Below are 22,629 nucleotides of genomic sequence, written 5' to 3' on the forward strand. Positions count from 1 at the left end.
TTCCCTCCTAATAACGGTACTCTGTCGCAGCTTGACTACTCATCGCCTCAGCCTGTTTAAGAACCATATCTATAGCGAGCTGCTCCAAATCAGGCGGATAGCCATATTTCTTGAGTAATCGTTTGACCGTCACTTTCATCTGAGCACGAACGTTCTGCCGTAACGTCCAGTCTACGGTTAGATTATTTTTAATCGCTTGTGTCAGCTCATGGGCAATCTGCTTGAGCATAAGATCCCCCATCAATTCCTTTGCCGAATGGTTGGACGCCAGTGCATCATAGAAGGCTAATTCTTCAGCAATCATACCCAGCTTTTCCCCACGCTCAACCTCACGGTTTATATCCTTAGCCATTTGAATCAATTCTTCAATGATTTGTGTTGTCTCAATTGTCCGATTGTTGTATTTGCGAATGGACTCCTCCAGCATATCCGAGAACTTGCGCGCTTGAACTACGCTCACCTTCTCAAAGCTCTTTACCTTCCCTTGTAAAAGTCTGCGCAGCAGCTCAACAGCCAGATTTTTCTGTTTCAGGCCACGTACACTATCCAGAAAATCATCCGACAGAATCGCAATGTTCGGCTTTTGCAGTCCTGCGGCTTCCAGAATATCCACAACCTCTTCAGAAATAATGGATTTTGAGATGAGCTGATTCAACTCTGCATCCAGTTCAGCCGTCGTCTTCTTCTTATTTTCGGTCGTGATCAGCTTCATGATGCCGGATTTAACTGCCTTCATAAACCCGATCTCCACATTAACATCCTCTGCCTCTGGCGTTGTCGAGCACAAAGCGTAGGCTTTGGACATTTCCGTCACCCAATGGATAAAATCACGCTTTCCCTCTTCACCGAGACCGAGCACATAATCCACTGTCTCTACAATCGCTCTCATTCGGTCAGAAGCTTTGACTGAGTTAAACTTGCCGTAATCATGACCATGCAGCAGATCGTGAATCAGATCTAACCGTTCCAACATATAATCAACTGCCTGATCGGTGTCGATTCCCGCCGTTTGGCGATCACTCTCCGTATATTGCTGTAAAGCAGTTTTCAGCATATCAGCAATACCGATATAATCGACAATCAGTCCACCCGGTTTGTCCCGGAACACCCGGTTAACACGGGCGATCGCCTGCATCAGATTATGTCCCTTCATCGGCTTGTCAATGTACATTGTACTCATTGAAGGAACATCAAAACCGGTAAGCCACATATCACGGACAATCACGATTTGCAGCGGATCATTCAGATCCTTCATTCGTTTCGCGAAGTATTCCCTGCGACGCTTAGTGCCGATAAACGGCTGCCATTCCTCCGGATCACTCGCCGTGCCTGTCATGACAATTTTGATTTTGCCTTCACTGTCCTCATCACTGTGCCAGTCCGGGCGCAGTTCTACAATCGCTTTGTACAGATCAATGGCGATTCGGCGGGACATCACCACAAACATCGCTTTCCCGAACATGCCTTGCTGCCGTTGCTCGTAATGTGCGACCATATCTCTAGCTATGGATTTAATCCTGTTCTCTGATCCTGCGAGCGCTTCAAGCCGGGCCCACTTGGACTTCAAGCGCTCCTTTTGCGTCACTTCCTGGAACTCGGTGATCTCATCATACGTTCCATCAACCACCGGACGTTCTGATTCAGGCAAGTTCAGACGAGCTACCCGGCTTTCATAATAAATTTTGACCGTCGTTCCGTCTTCCACAGCGCGTGTCATATCATAAATGTCGATATAATCTCCAAACACCGCTGGCGTATTTTTGTCACTCAATTCTACAGGCGTTCCCGTGAATCCGATATAGGATGCATTAGGCAAAGCATCACGCATATATTTGGCATACCCATATTTCACATCCGCCTCACCCGTCTTGTTGTTTGCCACCATCTCCGCCTGAAAACCATACTGGCTACGGTGAGCTTCATCGGCAATAACAATGACGTTTTTGCGTGTTGTTAATTCAGGATACGTATCTTCGTCACCCTCGGTGCTGAATTTATGAACCGTTGTGAAGATGATGCCCCCGGATTCTACAGCAAGAAGCTCGCGTAGATGTCGGCGATCCACGGCTTGCTTGGGTGTCTGGCGCAACAAATCCTGTGACTTGCTAAAGGTGGCGTACAATTGCTCATCCAGATCGTTCCGATCGGTCACAACAACAATGGTCGGGTTATCCATCGCAAGCACCAACTTACCAGCATAGAAGACCATGGATAAGCTTTTACCCGAACCCTGTGTGTGCCAGATTACGCCAATCTTGCGATCCCCTTCTTCATCCGTCGCACGCTCCGTGCTGGATATCGCTTTGTTTGTTGCATGGAATTGATGATATCCTGCCAAAATTTTGGTCACCTTATCACCATCCGTCTGGAACAGCACAAAATGCTTGATCAGGTCCATCAGACGTTGTTTATCAAACATGCCTTTAATAAGCACCTCAAGCTGCGGCATAGAGGAAGGGGCTACGTCACTACCCTCAATGGTGCGCCACATCATGAAGCGTTCCGCATTGGATGTTAAGGTACCCGCCTGGGCGTTCACTCCATCGCTGATGACCATAAATGAGTTATATGTAAATAGAGTAGGTATGCTGCTCTTGTAGTTCTGGATCTGGTTGTATGCTTCGCTAATGCCTACTTCCTCGTTTGAGGCACTCTTTAATTCGATCACAACGAGAGGTATGCCGTTCACAAACACGATCAGATCTGGGCGCCTCTCGCCATTCTCGATAACGGTATACTGATTGACGACCAGAAAATCATTCTCCTTCGCCCGTTCCGGTTCGGTTGCAAACAGCCATACTTTAGCTATCCGATTTTCACCTTTGGGCGTTCGATATTCCGTATCAATACCATCGGTAATCATCCGCTGAAAAACACGATTATTTACGTAAAGGCTGGGATTTTGCGGAATTTCTACAATCCGAATCGCTTCCTCAATCGCTTCACGCGGCACACCCGGATTAATCCGGGTTAATGCCTCGCGCAGTCGTTCGCTCAAGATCACGTCACTGTACAAATACCGCTCCGGGTATTCGCCTTCCGGCGAAATCTCCGGGCCGTAGGCCCAGTTGTAATTCAATTCCTGAAACCATTCAATCGCCGCTTGTTCCAGGTCACTCTCTGTATATGATGTAATGTACATGCCACACCTCCTAAGCTGTTGTGTAACGATATGAGTTCGGTCAAGCTAATTGTTGCTTACTTGCTCTTGTTCATCTATTGGTACGCGAATTTCTCCAGACATGAGTTTGGGAAGAAGGGAGTCCCGAAGAGAAATTAATTTTGAATTTTCAAATGTTATGGTCAAAACATTTAAAAACAAACTTTCAACTATTTCAGAAAATTGCGAAATCAGACTAACAGGGGGAATAATTGTTTTCAGATTTTGAAATGTACTGACTGTAATTGCATCAAAAACAGCTCCCGATGCATTCTTTTTTAAGACACTTACCAGAACTTTAATAAACAGAAATACAAAACTCTGGGTATATCCGCTTTTAGCTATTAATGCATAACAGGATTGATTCATGGCCATAGGAGAACCAGCCAACATCACTTTCCCTACAGTTCCTCGGGCAGTAATGAATACTGTATTAGTCAGATATAGCTTACTATTGCAATTGTCCAACCCTACCTCAGTAATGTGTTTTTCCGTATCTATTGCGTAGAAAGAATTCTGTGTATCCTTAGGAGTAAAGAAAGGAATAGTTCCATTCCAATAATTATTAACACCTGTTTTGGGCGTCCCCCCACTCCCTATATCAAATACATCAGTGGCTTTGCCATACCTCCACCCTTTCGGAATAAACCCCAACTCACTTTCCTCGAACTCTCCGCCACTGGATTTGTAAGGCTCACCATCTTCATTTGGGAATTCAAAGTCAATAAACCAATGTTTAAACAAAGCCTGTGCCATTTCTTCGAGATTTTTGTTGATTGCCTTGTTGAGTTCGATTTTGTCGTCAAGAGAAGAAAGTGTTAGCCCTATTTTATATTGTTCATGTTTACAAGGAATTTTTACAGGCAAGGAATGAATATGATTTCGGTTCAAAGTCGGAACACTACTACCTGAATTATAATTTTCAAGATGCAAAGTCTTTAAAAAATAATAAACAAATTTAATATCGTTTCCATGGAATTCCTTACCGTACAGAGTTGTATTTAAGGGCCAAAAATCCCCATTAATAAATATTACTTCTCCAAGAGTCCCACTTCGGCCAGTAACAATTCCTGGCCCTTTCACTTTAAAATCATTATGAAAACCTGTTATGCCGTTTGAAGCAAGAATTGGGAACTCTCCATCAAGACGATCTGCTTTAGGAAGATCATATCCCCTTTTTAAAGTTACAAGATCTTGCAAATGAACTTCTTTCCACTCAGAACTCAAACCCAATCCCTCCCAACTGCTTGCGAATCTCATCCTCCAATTGACGAGACTTGGCAAACTGCTCTGCCAGCTCACTGGTCAGTCGCACCATTTTATCCTCAAATGGCTCGCTATCTTCTTCCGCATCCTCAATTCCGACATAACGACCTGGAGTCAATATATATTCATGCTCCTGCACCTCGGTCAGCTTCGCTGCCTTGCAGTAGCCCTTAACGTCTTCATACGCTCCAGCTTCGCTCTGCCCACGCCATGCATGGTACGTTTCTGCAATCTTCTTGACATCCTCTGTGCTAAGTTCTTTATGTGTACGGTCTGCCATATGTCCAATCTTACGTGCATCAATGAACAGAATCTCGCCGCGACGGTCGCGCCAGCCTTTGGGAGCTTTATTTTTGGCCATAAACCACAGGCACACCGGAATTTGCGTGGAATAGAACAGTTGTCCCGGCAGCGTGACGATACAATCCACCAGGTCCGCATCGATCATTTGACGACGAATTTCCCACTCACTCGTTGTGCTGGTCGACATGGAACCGTTCGCCAAAACGAAGCCAGCCACACCGCTTGGAGCAAGCTTGGAGACCATATGTTGAATCCAGGCATAGTTGGCATTACCTGCTGGAGGGATACCATAGTTCCAACGCACATCCTCGACCAGACGCTGGCCACCCCAATCGCTAATATTAAACGGAGGGTTCGAGAGAATATAATCAACTTTCAGATTTTTGTGTAGGTCATTATGGAAGGTATCAGCATTATGCTCTCCCAGGTTGCCATCGATGCCGCGAATCGCCAGATTCATTTTACACAGACGCCAGGTGGTCGGGTTTGATTCCTGGCCATACACCGCGATGTCCCCCACTTTACCGTGATGCTCTTCTACAAACTTTTCACTCTGTACAAACATGCCTCCTGAACCACAGCAAGGATCATAGACGCGACCCTTGTACGGCTCAATCATCTCTACCAGCAGCCTTACGACGCTGGATGGTGTGTAGAATTCTCCGCCGTTCTTACCCTCAGCACTGGCAAACTTGCTCAGGAAATATTCATAGACCCGACCAAGCACATCCTTGGAACGACTCTCTTTATCCCCTACTTTGAAAGAGAATACGTCAATCACTTCACCCAGACGGGTTTTATCCAGAGCCGGACGAGAGAAATCTTTTGGCAATACTCCTTTTAGGGACGGATTTTCTTTCTCGATCAGAACCATCGCATTGTCGATGATTTGCCCGATTTCCGGTAGCTTGGCATTCTTTTGAATATGACTCCATCTAGCCCCTTGCGGCACCCAGAACACATTCGCTGCGGCGTATTCATCCCGATCCTCCACCTCAGCGTAAGGCTCCTGTTCCAGTTCAGCATACTTCTCTTCAAACGCATCCGATACATATTTCAGAAATAGCAGCCCCAGAGCTACATGTTTATATTCCGCCGCATCCATGCTACCACGCAGCTTATCTGCAAGACTCCACAGTTTTTCCTCGAATCCGATACTTGCTGTTGCCATCTTTTAAAATCCTCCTAGTCCAAGTCCTATTTAAAATAACGCCATATACATCTGTTCCTTCTGTTGTTCCCACCGCTGAGTTGCAGCCTGAAGGGTTTCCATATACAGTTTCTTTTCTTCCACATACTGTTGACTCATCGTGAGTTGTCTCTCCATAGGCCATAACGGAATTTCGATCTCGCCCACATCAGCGGGATTCAGATTCATGACCGTTGTTCCACGCTGAAAACTCTGGATGAAAGCAAGCCCCACAGGGCTTTCGAGAAACATCTTAGCGTACATGCTGTTCACCTGCTCACGAAAACGTATCACGATCATATTTGCCGAAGCAATCACCATCTGAGAATGTCCTGGAAACACCGCAAGCTTCGTCTGCGTTCCTCGGCATGTCATCACCAGATCACCTTCCAGCACCTCGTAGCGCTTCACTTTCCGCTCTTCTTCGTGAATCGTCTCCAGTTGATCCAGCTTCACTTCCCCATCTTCGAGGTTGGAAATGTTCAACACCGAGACTGTTCCAGGCTGCAAATCCTGCTTCAAAATAGACTTTCCCCTGAACAGGTCTGCGGCTGCCTTCAGTTTAATTTTTGGAACAGCTGCCTGCTGAAAAGACGCCAACGTCTGGCTGTCCTGATCCAGCAGCAACTCAATCCGCCAATCTTCCAGTTGCTGAAAAGCCGCTTTTTTATATCCAATGACATCATCCTCTTCCAATATGGAAGAAGCCAGCTTATACCGACCTATTCGAACATCAGCAACGGATTGTTCATTACAGAACAAGATTAGATATGTTTTGACCGATGTATAAGGTCGGAACAAGCCCTCAGGCAATACATATATCGCTGATACCGGATAACGTTCATTCATTTCCAGGCGCCATTCCCCAATCGAACCGGATTGAAACATCATACGTGCAGGAAGCACAGCTACCAGCTTACCCCCGGAGGCAAGCAAAGGCGTCAAGTGCTGAATCGCCGCTCCCTCAGCTTCGCGCATTCGAATGTCGTGATCCTCCAACTTCAGTCCGAAATTGGGTACGGAGAGTATCGCATCAAACACTTCGTTTAACTGTAATGGTTGATAGATCGAGCCCTGTATTACCCTAACTGCGGGCTGGTCTCTATAATACGTCTTCAATAGTACCGTTACTATGTAGTTGTCGGTTAAAAGAGTGAGCCTCACACCTTCTGGGAGTACCCGTTCTTTGGATAGTCCCTCCATAAACTTTTCCGTTTCCGTCACTAGCCAATTACGACCATTCCTCTGCCTGGACGCATGCTCTATGAATGTCTGGAATACTCCGAAATGCACTTGCAACGAAGCAATCACCCGATCCTGGCGAATCGTCTGCAACCCATACTCTAGAAGATCGATATCTTTACCCATATGATACAGCTTATAGAATAACTCGCGATCTCCTGGAAAATGCCCAAGCTCCATCGTTCCTAATTGTTCTTTCATCCGTTCAAATAACAATTCAGGGTCGCTTGTAATGTCATCGTGCTCGGCAGGAATCTGATCCATATGTTGCTTCATCTTAGCTACTCGAACGGCTTCCCTCAGCAGGTGATCACGCGTTTTTAGATCATGGTTCCAACATAATTCCCAAAAGCCTTGGATCAAATGTACACCTCCTTTGTACCCACATTGTTCATAGGTACACTATACCATTCTTTATTTTAGTATTGCAATACTAAAAACCAATAACATGCATCAGAGCCTCTGCTCATCCGTGTTATTGGTTCTCAGATCTTATATTCCCTTCAACACTTCATCCTCGATACTTAATTTCTTACTGGATACGATGACAGATGAAGCCATCTCCTGTTTTTCACTTAAAATCCGGTGCACGATCTCTTCAACTGAACCTTGTTTGGTCATGCCTTGTGTGTCCGCAACAATAGGGTAATATACCGTTACAGGCTTGTCCTGCCCGATCCGGTATACGCGATCTGTAGCCTGATTCTCCACTGCTGGATTCCACCAGCGCGTGTAATGGATCACATGATTGGCTGAAGTAATGGTCAGTCCTGTTCCTGCAGCTTTCGGAGACAAAATCATCACATCGAAGCCAACGTTACTGTTAAAGCGATCCACTTGCTCTTGTCTGCGATCGGTCATGCCGTTAATGATCATTGGCGTGATCTCAAAGCAGTCACGTACCGTTGTTCGTAAAATGTCCTGCATCTTGATATATTCGGTGAAGATAAGGACTTTTTCCCCTTTTGCTTTGACTTGACGAATCAGTTCCACCGTTTCTCTAAGCTTGGGTACTTGCTGGTACGGTATATTCATGAATTGGTCAGCAATCAATCCCGGATGAGAGCTCAACGCTTTTAGTTTTTGAATAGCCTGCAAACCGTCCATCGTTTTATTTTTGACCAAGGTGATTACTTCGCTATACAAACGTTCCTGTTCCGTTCCCAAAGGCACATTGGTAATGACAGCCTGCTTGGTCGGCAATTGATCCCCGAGTTCTTCTGATTTCGTGCGGCGCTTGTACACCATCGCAATTCGAGCCAGAAGCTGCTGCTCGACATCAGTGTCTCTTGAGTCTGTAGTAAGCTTGTTCACAAATTCTTCCTTGAACTGACTGAGACTGCCCAATAATCCTGGCTGCACATAATCCATGATAGACCACAACTCACTCAATCCGTTCTCCACAGGGGTTCCTGTCATGGCGAGACGGAATTTGGACTTCATCGCTTTCAGCACCTTGGAGGCAGCCGTTGAGGGATTTTTGATGGCCTGTGCTTCATCACAGATCACCACCTGCCAGTTCACTTGTCCAAACGACAGTTGGTCCTTCACTAAGGTATGATACGTTGTTACTGTGATGCCAATGTGCTTCAGTTCCACCGCATCCTTCAACCGCTCCGTTCCCCTATGAAGGTACAGCGACTTCAGCAAGTAAGGAGCAAATTTGCGCACTTCCTTCTCCCAGTTGTCCATGAGTGTCTTGGGCACCACAACTAATGTTGGCGTAAGTCTTCCGATTTCTTGGAGATAGGACAGGAAAGAAATCACTTGTATCGTTTTCCCAAGCCCCATATCATCAGCCAATAGACCTCCCAATTTGCGATAATGGAGTGATTTCATCCATACGAATCCATCTGCCTGGAATGGTTTCAGGGAAGCAATAAATGCTTCAGGCGGCTGGTTTGAGAACACTCCCAGATTCTGCATCTCTTGCTGCGCTTGCAGAATCGGCTGATTAAACTCCAATTGACTGATGTTCTCGTAAATCTCCAACACATACGGCAGCTTCGTTATATCTACCAAGTTACCTTCACTAAACATTTCTCGTTTTGCCGTATCCGTAGTTTCTACAAAGGCCTCAGCATCTTGCGGCAATTTAAGCCAGCTGCCATTCCATTCTATGTAGTCCTCGCCTTGCTCCTTGGCCTTTGAGATCAAATCCAACATGTCAGAAGCTTCCCACGTTTGCTGTACTTCCCCAGTCTCGTCTTGCGCGGAAAAGCCAAAATCCAGTTCGAACCATCCTCGCTCTTGTTCAGTAGCATGCACAAATGGCTGGGCTTTATAGACTCGAATACCTAGTGACTTTACCCGTTCACCAAACAGGGACAAATCAATACCTTCCATTTCAGGTACATATGCTTCAGGATTTTCAGCAAATTTCGGGATATCCGCTCCTTGAATCTTTGGTAATTCTCGAATACGATCGGCATGATCTACAACTGAGGGCTTCACAAATACTTTTCTCCGCTGACGATCCACGGCATAACGACTAGCGGAAGAACCCATTTCATTTAACAAATCGGGGCTAATTGGATCTGATGAGTGGTACTCCGGATGAAACGAAACACCTTCCGAATTGTATTCCAATCCAAGATCCACTTTATCAACAAACAGATATTCCTGATGCAGCAAATAGTCATCCATAGGATACTCATGATGTATTGCCCAATGACGAACTTCCGCAATATAGCTGAAGATACGTTCCTGATCCAATGGATTAGGAGCCTTATCAATCAGCTGTTGAAATTGATATTGCTCCGAATCCATAAGCAATACCTGCTGATCGGGTAACACCAGCCATGGCCCAATCCTTTTTGCAGTTCGCTCCAAATGACTCCACGAACCACAAGCCTTTTCCAGCACGAATTTAAAATGAGCCGTTCCCACTGCGCTCTCGTGGCCTAACTTCAGGTCAAGCTTCTTCGATGCAGGAATGCCCAATCTCTCCCGCAGTTCTGGTGGTACATCGTCAAATTTATCTGTATTTAATACATAATTGCTATCTTGTTTATCCAAATATCCCTCGAACCACATGTCTTCCAGAGTCTCTAACAGCTCAGCGTTACTGATCTGTCGAAGTTCGGAGATTCTTAGACCAAGTGGAAATTGTAGTGCCTTTTCTTCTCTGACAATGGAATACAATAGCCCGTTCGGAACCATTTCCTTCTCAACCTGTATGTCCGAAACTATAGAATCTGTCGACTTTCGACGCTTGCTCAAGAAACCAAAGAGACCTGCCATCTGCCTTCGCCTTCCTATTCTCTAAAATCTTCCGTTTAAATACTGTCTCATATAGCTATCGAACTTATCGTCCCAACTTCGACCATGATGACCCAATTTCTCTATAAATAGCTGGACACCTGCTCGACTGGATTCAGGTACTTTAAGCATGCTTTCTTTATTGCTACGGCTCCTGCTGTTTCTAAAAGTCGGTGATGTGCTTATCGGACGAATGATTTTCTCAAATCCTTCACGATGATAGAAATAGGCCGCCCCCATCTTACCGTATTCAACCACAACAAAGTTATCGAAGTGTATAAAAGCGATCATGGGATCCTGGACAAGCTCTACGTCCTGCATATAATCAATGAATCTTTTCCAATAGTTCAATCGTTGGTTATCTTGGTCGTTTTCGAATAGAATCTGCAGTTTCTTCTGGATAAGCCAGCGTTTGACTTCTTCAAGAGCACCGGAACTTAGAAATTGCCAATCCGTGACGCGTTCCCTGGGATCTCTCAACCTGGCTACGGCCTGCTGAACAATTGCGACATGAAATTGAGTGTATTTACGTGGCTCAAAATAGTTTTTAATGAGCTGTTTGTATTCGTGCATTGAATAATTCTCTAGCAGTCGAACAATAAAATCGGTTCCATCCCGATTAATCATATGATCTTGCGAGAGTCCTTGCTCCAATATTTTTCGCATCAAAGTCGATTCAAGCTTGGATTCTTCTTCGATTTTCAGAGCATGAAATGTATCTGTCATTTTGATTCCCGTTAGTAGGAGAGCAGAAGTAATTCCCTGCACCATACCGGACTCGTGGTACATCGCATTTTCCATATGGTGCTGTATCTTATCGTCTAGCAACAGGAACCCAAATTGATCGACTTGATAGATTGAGCGCAAAAGATCCAGCAAGTAAGGTTCTTCATATTGATGCTGGAAAATTACCCATGCGGTCTTTCCTACTTCCACAGAGTAACGCGCTGTTAAAATACGATTAATTTTCTGCCTTGTATCCTGATTTTCATTAGGAAATGGATATTCGCTATAGATCAGCATTAGCACTTCCATTTTCTTCAGTGAGTGCGCCAATTCCTCAACATTTTCCATGGGGGTAGCGCGAATGATCTCTAGCAACTTCGGAAGCAACATTCTACTGCGCTGCCGGATAATATCCGCCTGTTTGTTTTTGTATTTCCGTTCCATTTTAATTCTTTCTTCGGTAAGCAGTTGTGGTTTAAACGAGAATTGATAAAAGTATTGATTAATTTCCATCTCTCTCACCTAACCCTTGAAGTTGATCCAATAGTTGATCGTCTTTCAAACGGAATTTGAATTCCACCCGTCTGGACTTATTTGCATCAATTTTCCCATCTTTTTTCAAGATCGGTATACTAAAGGAACGACCATTGGCCGTAATGACTGATTTTAGCTCTTCTTTATATTGGAAATCCGGGAAATTAGGCTGAAATACTTGCTCAACAACAGAAAGTGCGCGATCTTGTGAAAGCTTCAGATTGTAGAGGTATCCGCCAGCGGTATCCGTATGGCCTTCTACGATAATTTGCGATATTTCATCGCGAAAACGGTCGGACAGTAGAATATTGATATACTGCGGAATGAACTGTTCCAAATACGTTCTTCCTTTAGCCGAAACTTGACTGCTATTCGAGTCGAAGAACACCCCACCAGAGAAGCGGATTGCTCCTGTCTGAGGATCGACTTCCAAGGCTAGGTCTGAATCTTCAAATGCTTTGATCAATTCCTGAATAATTTCCGATTTGACACCGATGACTTCCTCAATCATCTGATTTTTTTCATTGATTGCTGCTTCTTTCTCTTCATACGCCGATTGCGTATTATATATGGTAATCATGAGTACGAGGGCAAAAATGACAAGCAGCGCCGACATTAGATCGGTATAAGATACCCAAAAACTCTCCTTTTCACCTTCAGGCGCTCGTGACATATGCCGCTCATTGCGAAATCCTCTAGCCAAAATGCATCATCACCTTACTCTGAAGTTACCGGATTCATGATCCGTTTGGATTGACGGTTGATCTCCAACACCGTTTGCTTCAATGTCTGCATGGCATCAGGCAAATCGATCAAACCTTCCTGAATCGCATCCACACCACTCGCCAAGTGCTGAACTGACTTGGTTAGTTCTTGGTCAAATTGAGTAAACGTGTTTTGAAGACCACGATGCATATCGTCTGTAAACTGATTCATGGAAACTTCCAGATGCTTGTTCGTCTTGGACATCGATTCGCTTGCCGAAGTCCACACTTGCTGCAAATGTTCCACACGTTTATCCATGCTTTCCAGTTGTTCGGCCAATTGATCTTGTACCCTGGTTGATATATTCCCCACTGCTTCACGTTCATGTTGAATTTCTCTCATCAGGGATTGCATATCTTCTTGGATATGAATAAACTCTGTATTATTATTTGTGAATTTATCAAAGATAAGTTCCAGTTCCTGATTCGACCTTTGACTAAGTTCAGCTTGCTGAGATAATGTGACAGCCAATGATTGTTGACTCTGTGTGATACTGGATATCCGCTGTAAATTCTCTTCTAAACGTTGCTGGAAAGTAACCTGTAATCCCGTTTGGGTCACAATTGACTCCACATTTTCTTTAAGCGTGTTCATATGACTTTCAAAATAACCATTAAACGTATTGCGTTCTTCCGTCATCCTGTCTAGTAGATCTGCCGTGACCTTCTGAAGTTCGCTGTTTTTCTCCGTTGTTTCGTTCAATTCGGATACGGTTCTCTCTAAAACTGTCTGATAATCCGTAATCCGTTCCGTATAATTATGAATTTGTTCCGTAAGAACGGTGGTCTTGTCCACCATCGCTGACTGTCCTGCAGCCGAATCCTGCATGGATTGCACAAGCGCACCCATTTCCTCATGCACTTTTTTCTGCCATTCCACGGTATTGTTCAATGCTTCTCCGAGATTTTTCATATGATCTCCAGTTAGTTCATTCAATTGAGTAACGAATTGATTAACCATCTGCTGCATACCCTCGGATTGGTTCACTGTGGTTGTCTGCATTAAATCTGTCATCATTTTCTCAGTTCGTTCCATCTGAGGTGCGAGTGATTTCTGAATGGAATCCGCCACACCGTTAACCATATTCGGTATAAGTACATCTGACAAAAAAGACTGAAAATCCTGCATCTGCTTCTCTTGTCGTTGGTCCATGCTGAATAGCAATGTGCTTTGATCTTGAGTCGGAAATGCCTCGTCAAGCTGTTGGCGAATACTTCCAAATGCATTAGTGAGCTTTGGATAAAAAATTCCTTTGTCGATTAACTGCCATATGAGAGAAAGCAGAACTCCCGCAATCGATGACGCAAATTTAACCTTCATCCCCGTAAGCAATGAGCTAATTCCGTCTTGCATCGTGCTTGAGTCACCATTGACATGCACTTGAGATACACCAAATGCAATCCCAAGGAAGGTGCCTACAATTCCCATGGAGAGGAAAATCCCTGCAACAACTTCTGCAAACTTTCTTTTTCCAAATTTATGTACTAGAGGCTCTTCAAAAAAGAAGTCATATACATCTGGTGTGTAGAGTATGCCTTTCTGTTGATAACTCATATACTTAACATAGAAACTCTTCCATGCGGGGAGTAAATGTCCCTTGATGTACTTATTGTCCTGATTCTCCATCCAATCATTGAAACTATGAAACTTTGCTGTCATTTCAGTAATATTAGATAGTTCCTCAAGCTTGGCCTTGATGTCAGATTCAGCTTTTTTGCTGTTCCAGTAAGGTATGAGGACAAAAAACAAACATAGTATGAAAATCGAAACCATTAAAGCAATGTAACCCCATGCGAATTCTGTAGATGTAAAAAATGTTGCCATAGCTCCTCCTTAAGATATATAGTAGTTAACTAAATTACGGTCTTCACTTGGTACTAAATTTAAATACCCAACTTAAAGTATAGCTGTTATACTTCAATATTTTTCTTGCAAACCAAGATTATCATAATTACCAAGTTCATTATACCTATTTTTTTCCTATAAGAGAAAATAATCTTAGAAATAAATAGTCCAAACGAACCCTTCTCCATATTAACGTGTGTCTATATTCATTCAACTTTAAGCCTATCGTATAATGAACATAACAAAAATACATATCATGCAAGAAAAAGGAGAGATTCACCCATGTTGATCAAATTAAACTGGATCACGCTGAGGGTCAGTAATTTGGAAGCTTCACTCGGGTTCTACCACGATATGCTCGGACTTCCAATTCAGCGCAGATTCGAAAGTCGTGGACGGCAAATTGCCATGCTGGGCATGGAGAATGAAGCCCAGCTTGAACTAATTGAGGGCAGTGAATCGATTCTTAAACCAGAGGCTGGCGTGTCGATCGGTTATGAGGTGAACTCGCTGGATGAAGCCATGGAACGACTGGCAGAACTGAATATTCCGATTGTGCGCGGCCCCATTCAGCCCAATCCGCATCTGCGGTTTATTTACATTACAGATCCAGATGGCTTCGAGGTGCAACTCGCAGAGCATGTCTAATTAAACGACTGCGCACAAGTGTGCGTATCCGATGACCAGTTGGGTGTGCATGTGTGCAGTTAAACCAGCTGCAAGCTCACACCTGCATCGGGCAGCGTAAGCACGTTTTTGTGTCTGTCTACAGCTTCATGCGGCGCATCAGCGGCACACCTATGCGATTCAACAACCGATCAAGCAGCAGCCAGCACCAGCGTCTGCCCCACGAAAGGTGGCGCTCATACACAGCGGAATATTCAAAATCCGCCACAGCACCGCGATTGCGTTTGAACTGCGCAGCCCCGGCGCTCTCATGTAACAGATGGCCGTTCTCGCGAGCCTGTCCGATCAGACATGCCGATAACATGCGGTATAGTCCGACGGATTGGGGCACCGCTGTGTCGTAACCAAACAGCGGCGTTGTCATGATTCCATTTCGGCAGAAATAACCCATCACCGCTTCCAGGCGCCCCTCCTTTTGCAGTCCATACAGTCTGAGTGTTCCTGATGCCATCGCAGCAGCAATGAACCGTTCCGTAAACTGGGGATTGTGATAGGAGTATTTTTCAAGGTATAACAGCTTGTATAGCTCCACGATTCGCGGAATATCTGCATCCGTCATATCTGCTTCGGAGACGAATTCGTATCCATGCTTGCCCAATAATTCGTAATCCCGCTTCAACAGCCAGCGTGACTTCGAGTTGCCAAAGTTCGGATCATGCGCTTGGTACAGGTAGATTTGTCGGCTCGGAATTAGTCGACACCCCACTTCCGTTAGCCTCGCCGTCAGATCGGGATGAAGTCCCTGACACAAGGAGCGAAATACAATGACATGTTCAGGGTATCGCTCTTGTACCGCTGCAAGCAAACATTCTGCTTGTTCACCGGACATGGCGGGATACAGATTGGTGGACAACAACCAGTTGTTCACATGCACAACTTTGTTGATCTGCGATTGCTTCATTCCCCAACCTATTAGACTGAGCAGCACAGAAAGAACTTTTTCCAACACAGGCTTCTGCAACATGGTCAATTCCTGCTTGGCGTAACTCACATAATGCGTATATGGCGAACAAACGTAAGCATTATCATACTCTGTATCATTCACCGTCAGCGGAATAACGAGATCATCAATCCGGGCGAGCAACAATGTCGTTTCCACGTTGGACATAAAACTTTGGGTCCCGTCCAGCATCATAGGTTCCAGATAAGCTCTGGCATATCTGCCATCCTCTGTATCGGGCCAGTCCATGTCTTTGAGCGAATGCTGATCATAAAAGCGTACGCGTGCAGCGCAATTATCATTCCTAACCTCATATGTACGGTCATCGTAGGCTGAGCTGTCTTTCATTCCTTTATTCTTCAAGCTTTTACTCCCCCATGAGGTAACATCTTCTTTTAACTACCATTTACATTGTTAGTTCTACTCTCTTCATACTCTACACAACACACTGTATAGGAAAAAAATGTCGCCATCAAGCTGTATTCCAGATGAAAAAATCCCGTCCAGTACGCTAAATACGCACCGACAGGCCCTCAACTATTAATATTAAAGTTTATTCCCAACGGAAGAAGCCTGATGATCCGAGACTAACTCATTCAGGTTCACAATCAGTTGCTCCAATTCTCCAAAGCTCTCTACCATCTTCTGTGTCAGGTTACGTTGTTCTTCCATGCTCGCCAGAATCTCTTCTGTCGCTGCACTGGATTGCTCCGTTACACTCGAAATCTCGGAAACTTCATTCACAACTCTGGTGGAAGATTCCTTCATGGTCGCCGAACTAGTCTCGATATCTGTCGCTTGATTCAACACATGCTGAGAGTTGCTGCTGATCGTACGGAATACTTCCTCTGCCGTATGGACGCTATCTCTTCCTTGTTGTAACGATTGACGAATGCGTTCGAATCGATCCGTCAGTGCCTGCGTCTGCCCTTTTAATCGAGACAGGATGGTTCCGATATCACTTGCGGACTGACCCGAGTTCTCTGCCAACTTGCGAACTTCCTCTGATACAACAGCAAACCCGCGTCCATGCTCACCCGCACGAGCGGCTTCAATGGCTGCATTGAGTGCAAGCAGGTTGGTCTGACTCGCAATATCCACTATGCTGTTCAACATAAGCGTCATGGATTCACTTTCCTCGTTGAACTTTCGCATGTCATTTGCAGTTGTATTGATCGTTTCATATAGATCTTGCATTTGGATGTTTAGCTGGTCCATCTGTGTACTTCCAGTTTGCGTGCTTGTTGCCATACTTGCGGACAACTTTTTCATCTGCTGGGAATACGAAGCAACGTCCTTGATATGCTGATCCGACACAGACAAGGATTCCGAAATCTCGGCCACACTGGTCGCCTGGAACTCAACACCTTTTGCAACCTCACTGAACCCAAGCGTCACCTCATTGGTAATGGAGCCAGTCGCATTCACTTTTTGCTTCAATTGATCCGTATAACGTGATAAACCTTCGACCGATTCCTTCACACGTTCCAGCATGGTTTCCACTCTTTGTTTAGAGTGCTTCACCTCATTCTGGCGTACTTCACTTTCATGGAAGAGCCTTTGATTCAATTGTGAGACCAGCATCAAGACGGCTCCTGTGAGAGCAAATAATCCCACATTGACGATATTACCCATTAGCTCAGCAGAGTCAACGGTATTCATAACAAATAACTGAAGAACACTGTTAACTAGTAATACCGAAAATCCAACCACAAAAAATTTCTTGTTAGGAAATAACAGTAGAACTGCGGTTATCACCAAACTTAACGCAAAATTGACCGTTCCCCAACCGACATAGACTCCACATATTGTTAGTAATACGGTAATCAGCCATGGAATGAGATGAATATGTTTCTTTTTCACATTAGCGTATGTAATCCAAACTACAAAGATCAGAGCTACTCCATTAGACACAAGTAACTTCGGCATCATAAAGGCCAGACCCATACCAATGGCAATAATAATCCACAAAATGATACCGATTAATTTGTTCCTTTTCCAATTAATTTCGTCCATACGATCCATGCATACCCCGTCCTTTTATGTAGGTTAAATGTGAACTGTAGGGCCTTTCTGTACTACATCTACTAGTCTTTGGTCCTGCTTATGCACAAATCGCAAATACGCAGCGCCTTAACATAGTACATATTAACTTCACAAGTATGAAATCAGCGCTACTTTATGTATATCGGTATTGTTAATTAAAAATTTATATGAACTGTAAAATGATATGCAAGCATATCATTTTACAAACAAAAAAGGTCTGTCTTATGCGTTATGGCGCACAAGACAGGCCTTTTGGTCGTGAATGGATGTGCAGCAGCTCTTACTTTCCGAATACAAGTGTCGTATTGGAGGAGCCTGCATACTTGGTGACGAACTCACGCGCGTAGCTGGCACTCTCTACCTGATAACTGTAATTGGAACTTGGTCTCCAGTTGGTTTTAGGAGAAGTCGGGCTATTCAGAGCCGGCGTACTGCCTGTATCGGTAAACTCCCCTTTTCCTTTGTCATCCAGGATGCCGCCCTTTTCAGCGCCAGCACCAAAGTAGTTGTTTTCGGAATAAATCCGTGCTTTTTCACCAATTGTGATGGCCTGATTAAAGTTGTTGGCATAGTTGTTTTTGAGATGGAAGTAACCATATCTTAAAAGTCCAGGACCACGCACATACAAATTTTCGAAGTAATTGTTGGACATCGTCACATGAGGCACACCATTGTAACTGCTGTTCCCATCATTCGGATGACCGAGGATGACGCCATACTTATGGTTCGCAAATTTGGAATTGCTAATCGTAATATAGTCGGCGCGATCGCCAATATACAGAAGTTTGTCCAGATCACTACCGCCAGAGCTGTAGCTGTGACCAGCAAACGTCACATGATCAATCCAGTAATTGGAGCCCGAAGTGATATACATCTGGATATCATCATTGGCATTAATATTGGAAGCGTGTTCAAAAGTCAGATTCTGAAAAATCACATTGCTTGAACTGCTTGTGGATCTGAAATGAATATTCGTTAATGTATGTTTGCCAAAGGAACCTACAAGTGTCTTGTTCGCTCCAAATTCAACCTTTTGCAGCGTGGAGGAAGAAATATTCTGTTCAACGACGACAATCTTGGCTGTAGAGCCCGCCATATGTGTTCTCAAGTCATTGAGATTACTAACGTAAACCACCTGACCGTTCTTGCCACCTGTCGTAGCTGACTTGGATACACCATTTTCATTCTTGGCACTGCCTGCAAAACCAGTCAACCCGTTCGTACCTGTGTTCGGATAACTGGCAGCCCCATATGTAGACGGGGCTGTGGAGACAGTTAACAACAATAGAGTTACAGCAAGTAAAAGCATCGAAAATTTCTTCAAAATTTCACCATCCTTTATAATATTATCCTCAAAGACAACTCGATTATATCGTGTAACTTTGGCTGTGACAATACAAAAATTGCAAAAAGACAACAATTATCATTTTTATGCAACAGCAGATCAGATATAGTGAAAAAACATAAAACCAGGCCATTCGTTCACACAAAATTGAGCCGCTAATTAGCGGCTCTATTAACGAGTACTATGTGATACAACTTGGAACTGATCCGCCCTCGGATCAGTTCCTAAGGCCTCTGAAGAAAAACCATTCGCTTGCGGATAATAATATGTTACGACTTCTGATAGCTGCGGCGGAAGGTACCGGGTGTGATTCGTTCCAGCTTCTTGAAGATGGCTCCATAATAGCTGGTCGATTCGAAGCCGACTTGACGAGCAATATCCTCCATCCCGCGTTGCACATTATCGAGCAGCAGTTCCTTGCTCTTGTTGACTCTTACCTGATTAACATAGCTGATGGGACGAATACCTGTCGTCTTCTTAAACAAATGACAGAAATATTCTGGTGTGACACAGATCAATCCAGCCAGCATTGGCAAAGTAATCTCTTCAGCATAATGCTGTTCAATATAGTCCAGAACCGGCTTTATTCGCTCATACTGCTGCCCGACGGTATCGCTGCCCTCGACAGATACGCGTTGAATAATCTCTGTCAATAAGGTATAGAGGACAGCGGAGCAGGCGTAATTGCTTAATGTCTGCTCTTGTGGTGTTAAGGCAGCTTGCAGCAGCTCCCGCATTCGGGATAGAAGATATTCAGGTTGTGCAAGCGTGTATACACATCTGTCGACAATGCCCACGTTTTCAAATAAGTTTGCTGACCCGTTGCCATCAAAAATGATCCAGTCGACTTCCCAACTGTCGGATAGCGCATAGTATTCGTGCTTCTGCCCAGGGAACAACAGCATGCCCATACCTGGCTTGACGATATGATCCGTTTCACTTAGCTTGAGCTTGCCCACACCGCTGCGGCATTGTATCCACTGATAATCCTCAATGCCTTGGTCTCGGCGGATATGCTCCTGTTCATGATGCAGACCGATGCCAAGTAAATAAAAAGGGAGCAGTTTGTCTCGGGCAGATAAAACTGGAAAATTACGATTGGGATGAGGCATACGACTAACTCTCCTGATCTTAATATTGTTATATGATATTAATTTTTTAAGATATTCACTCGAATTAATATAACATATAATCGCAATATATTGATAAATAAAGGAGATCGCAGGATGACAATTAAGATCGGAATTGATTATTATCCGGAGCAATGGACCCCGGAGTTATGGGAGAAAGATGCCATACTTATGCAACAGACGGGGGTTGCAGTTGTGCGAATGGCGGAGTTCGCCTGGAGCCGAATGGAACCGACTGAGGGTAATTATCAGTTTGAATGGCTAGATGCGGCTATAGAAGTATTCGCTTCGCGTGGTATGAAAATTGTGTTATGCACCCCCACCAATACCCCGCCAAACTGGATGACAACCCGTTATCCGGATGTGCTGCCCATGGATGAACAACGCCACATCATCCGTCCAGGTGTGCGTGGACATCGTTGCAACAACAGCCCTTCCTTGAGAATGCTGGGCTCCAAATTTGTGGAAGCGATATCACAGCGCTATGGTAAGCACCCCGCCGTCATAGGCTGGCAAATCGATAACGAGATGCACTACCAGGAGTGCCATTGTGATACATGTAATCGTGCATTTGTCGCTTGGCTGCAAAAGCGTTATTCCAATCTGGAGGATTTGAACCGGGAGTGGGGTACGGTCGTCTGGAGTGGTGAGTACAGCAGCTGGGCTGAGGTAACAACACCACTCGGTGCCAGCAAACCGATGAATCCTTCCTATCTTCTGGAGTACAAGCGATTTTGTTCTGACAGCGTAGGCTATCTGCTGGGATGGCAGCTTGAGATTTTACGTCGTAACTGTCCAGGCCAATTTGTGACGCATAACATGTGGCAGTATCCGAATAGCCTGGACTATTATGATATGCACAACGAATTGGACTTCGTCTCTGTTGATTATTATCCGAATGAGCTGTATCGCGATTATGGCGATCGGTTTCCGAGGAACGGCGCGCTTACGCTGGACTTGGTTCGCGGCATCAAACGCCGGAATTTCTGGGTAATGGAACAGCTCAGCGGAGCGCAGGGCGCCTGGATGCCGATTCAGCGAACCCCCTATCCTGGACTGATCCGAGCTCGCTCCTGGCAGACAATCGCCCGCGGTGCGGATATGGTCGTCCATTTCCGCTGGCGGAGTGCTACCGTGGGAGCAGAGCAGTTCTGGCATGGGCTGATCGACCACAGCAATGTTCCTGGACGCAGGTTCAGGGAGTTTGCAGAGCTTACTCGCGAGGTGAACCAGTTAGGAGAACTGCTGGCCGACTCAACCATTGTTACTCAGGTTGCGATTCTGCATTCGCATGATCAGCATACGGCACTTTCCCTTCAGCCGCAGGCGGAAGGGGGAATGCACTATATAGACAACTTGTCCTCCATGCATAATGCATTTCTGAAAATGGGTGTTGGTACAGACGTTATCAACTGGACCGAGGAGCTCGACGGGTACAAGCTGGTCATTGTCCCTTCCCTCTTCCTGTTAAGTGAAGAAGTAGCACAACGACTGGAGCGATTCGCAGCCAAGGGTGGTACGGTTGTCCTCACCAATCGGACTGGTGTGAAGAACATGAGGAATGTATGTGAGATGCTGCCTCTGCCGGGGCTACTGGCGGAAGCGGCGGGTGTTGTCGTAAGTGAATATGATGCCATCGGCAACAGTGAGCATCGGATACGGAACGCGGAGGGCAAGACATTTGCTGCGAAGCAATGGTGTGATCTACTGGAACTGCGAGGGGCAGAGCCGATCGCCTGGTATGATAACGACTTTTACGAAGGTATACCAGCGGTTACTGTCAATAAGTTTGGTGAAGGTGAAGTGTATTATGTCGGCACTTGGCCAGAGCCATCGTATTTCTATCAGCTGTTTGAAGGCATACTGAAGGAAAAGGATTTGGCGCCCAAAATCCAGTTGCCGGAAGGTGTCGAGCTGTCGATTCGAACGAAGGGGGAGCAAAACTTCCTCTTCCTGATCAATTTGACGAATGAGCAACGAGAGATTACGCTGGACGTTCCTTATCGCAGCCTGTTGACCAGCGAGAGATTGGATCAGAAGTTGACTCTTCCAGCTCTGGGAGTAGATATTATAACTGTATAAGATCAGCAACTTTTCTTATTTAAGAAGGGATGTCTCACAAGGCTTACAACCTTGAGGGACATCCCTTCTCTGCTTTCACTAACATCCACCTAATCTGAATAAGAGTAT

14 protein-coding genes are annotated in these 22,629 nt (G+C 45.0%); 2 read left to right on the top strand and 12 right to left on the bottom strand.

Features of this window, described 5'->3' with window-relative positions:
* Positions 1-7: 7 nt before the first annotated feature.
* From MKZ13_RS22780 to MKZ13_RS22815, 8 genes are all read right to left on the bottom strand, one after another.
* Complete coding sequence (locus MKZ13_RS22780; RefSeq protein WP_339178415.1) at positions 8-3,142, bottom strand: type I restriction endonuclease subunit R; 3,135 nt, start codon at positions 3,140-3,142, stop codon at positions 8-10.
* 45 nt (positions 3,143-3,187) lie between these two features.
* A complete protein-coding gene (locus MKZ13_RS22785) occupies positions 3,188-4,387 on the bottom strand; it encodes a restriction endonuclease subunit S (protein WP_339178417.1) in 1,200 nt (399 codons plus the stop codon).
* A complete protein-coding gene (locus MKZ13_RS22790; RefSeq protein WP_339178418.1) occupies positions 4,377-5,900 on the bottom strand; it encodes a class I SAM-dependent DNA methyltransferase in 1,524 nt (507 codons plus the stop codon). The genes MKZ13_RS22785 and MKZ13_RS22790 overlap by 11 nt, the downstream gene beginning before the upstream one ends.
* 30 nt (positions 5,901-5,930) lie before the next feature.
* Entirely contained in the window at positions 5,931-7,523 is a 1,593-nt protein-coding gene (locus tag MKZ13_RS22795; RefSeq protein WP_339178422.1) for an N-6 DNA methylase, read from the bottom strand.
* Between the two features lie 129 nt (positions 7,524-7,652).
* Positions 7,653-10,382: a DEAD/DEAH box helicase gene (locus MKZ13_RS22800; RefSeq protein WP_339178424.1), complete on the bottom strand. Its 2,730-nt coding sequence runs from the start codon at positions 10,380-10,382 to the stop codon at positions 7,653-7,655.
* Between the two features lie 42 nt (positions 10,383-10,424).
* A complete protein-coding gene (locus tag MKZ13_RS22805; RefSeq protein ID WP_339178426.1) occupies positions 10,425-11,660 on the bottom strand; it encodes a hypothetical protein in 1,236 nt (411 codons plus the stop codon).
* Positions 11,650-12,384: an OmpA family protein gene (locus tag MKZ13_RS22810; protein WP_339178428.1), complete on the bottom strand. Its 735-nt coding sequence runs from the start codon at positions 12,382-12,384 to the stop codon at positions 11,650-11,652. The genes MKZ13_RS22805 and MKZ13_RS22810 overlap by 11 nt, the downstream gene beginning before the upstream one ends.
* A gap of 14 nt (positions 12,385-12,398) precedes the next feature.
* A complete protein-coding gene (locus tag MKZ13_RS22815) occupies positions 12,399-14,270 on the bottom strand; it encodes a hypothetical protein (protein WP_339178429.1) in 1,872 nt (623 codons plus the stop codon).
* 303 nt (positions 14,271-14,573) lie between these two features.
* Here MKZ13_RS22815 and MKZ13_RS22820 point away from each other — a divergent pair, with 303 nt between their 5' ends.
* Complete coding sequence (locus MKZ13_RS22820) at positions 14,574-14,939, top strand: VOC family protein (protein ID WP_237177133.1); 366 nt, start codon at positions 14,574-14,576, stop codon at positions 14,937-14,939.
* Between the two features lie 118 nt (positions 14,940-15,057).
* Here the strand turns inward: MKZ13_RS22820 and MKZ13_RS22825 are convergent, their stop codons facing one another.
* From MKZ13_RS22825 to MKZ13_RS22840, 4 genes are all read right to left on the bottom strand, one after another.
* Positions 15,058-16,281, bottom strand: coding sequence for a GNAT family N-acetyltransferase (locus MKZ13_RS22825; protein ID WP_339178432.1), 1,224 nt, complete (start codon positions 16,279-16,281; stop codon positions 15,058-15,060).
* A gap of 183 nt (positions 16,282-16,464) precedes the next feature.
* Positions 16,465-17,943 (bottom strand): methyl-accepting chemotaxis protein, encoded by a 1,479-nt coding sequence (locus MKZ13_RS22830; RefSeq protein WP_339178434.1) that lies wholly within the window; start codon positions 17,941-17,943, stop codon positions 16,465-16,467.
* A 301-nt stretch (positions 17,944-18,244) separates the two neighbouring features.
* Positions 18,245-19,273, bottom strand: a complete 1,029-nt coding sequence (locus MKZ13_RS22835; protein WP_235200863.1) for a pectate lyase — start codon at positions 19,271-19,273, stop codon at positions 18,245-18,247.
* A gap of 305 nt (positions 19,274-19,578) precedes the next feature.
* Positions 19,579-20,421, bottom strand: coding sequence for an AraC family transcriptional regulator (locus tag MKZ13_RS22840; RefSeq protein ID WP_339178436.1), 843 nt, complete (start codon positions 20,419-20,421; stop codon positions 19,579-19,581).
* A gap of 114 nt (positions 20,422-20,535) precedes the next feature.
* Here MKZ13_RS22840 and MKZ13_RS22845 point away from each other — a divergent pair, with 114 nt between their 5' ends.
* Complete coding sequence (locus MKZ13_RS22845) at positions 20,536-22,521, top strand: beta-galactosidase (protein ID WP_339178438.1); 1,986 nt, start codon at positions 20,536-20,538, stop codon at positions 22,519-22,521.
* The last annotated feature ends 108 nt before the right edge of the window (positions 22,522-22,629 follow it).

This window comes from Paenibacillus sp. FSL R5-0701 (assembly GCF_037973995.1).
Classification (GTDB): domain Bacteria; phylum Bacillota; class Bacilli; order Paenibacillales; family Paenibacillaceae; genus Paenibacillus.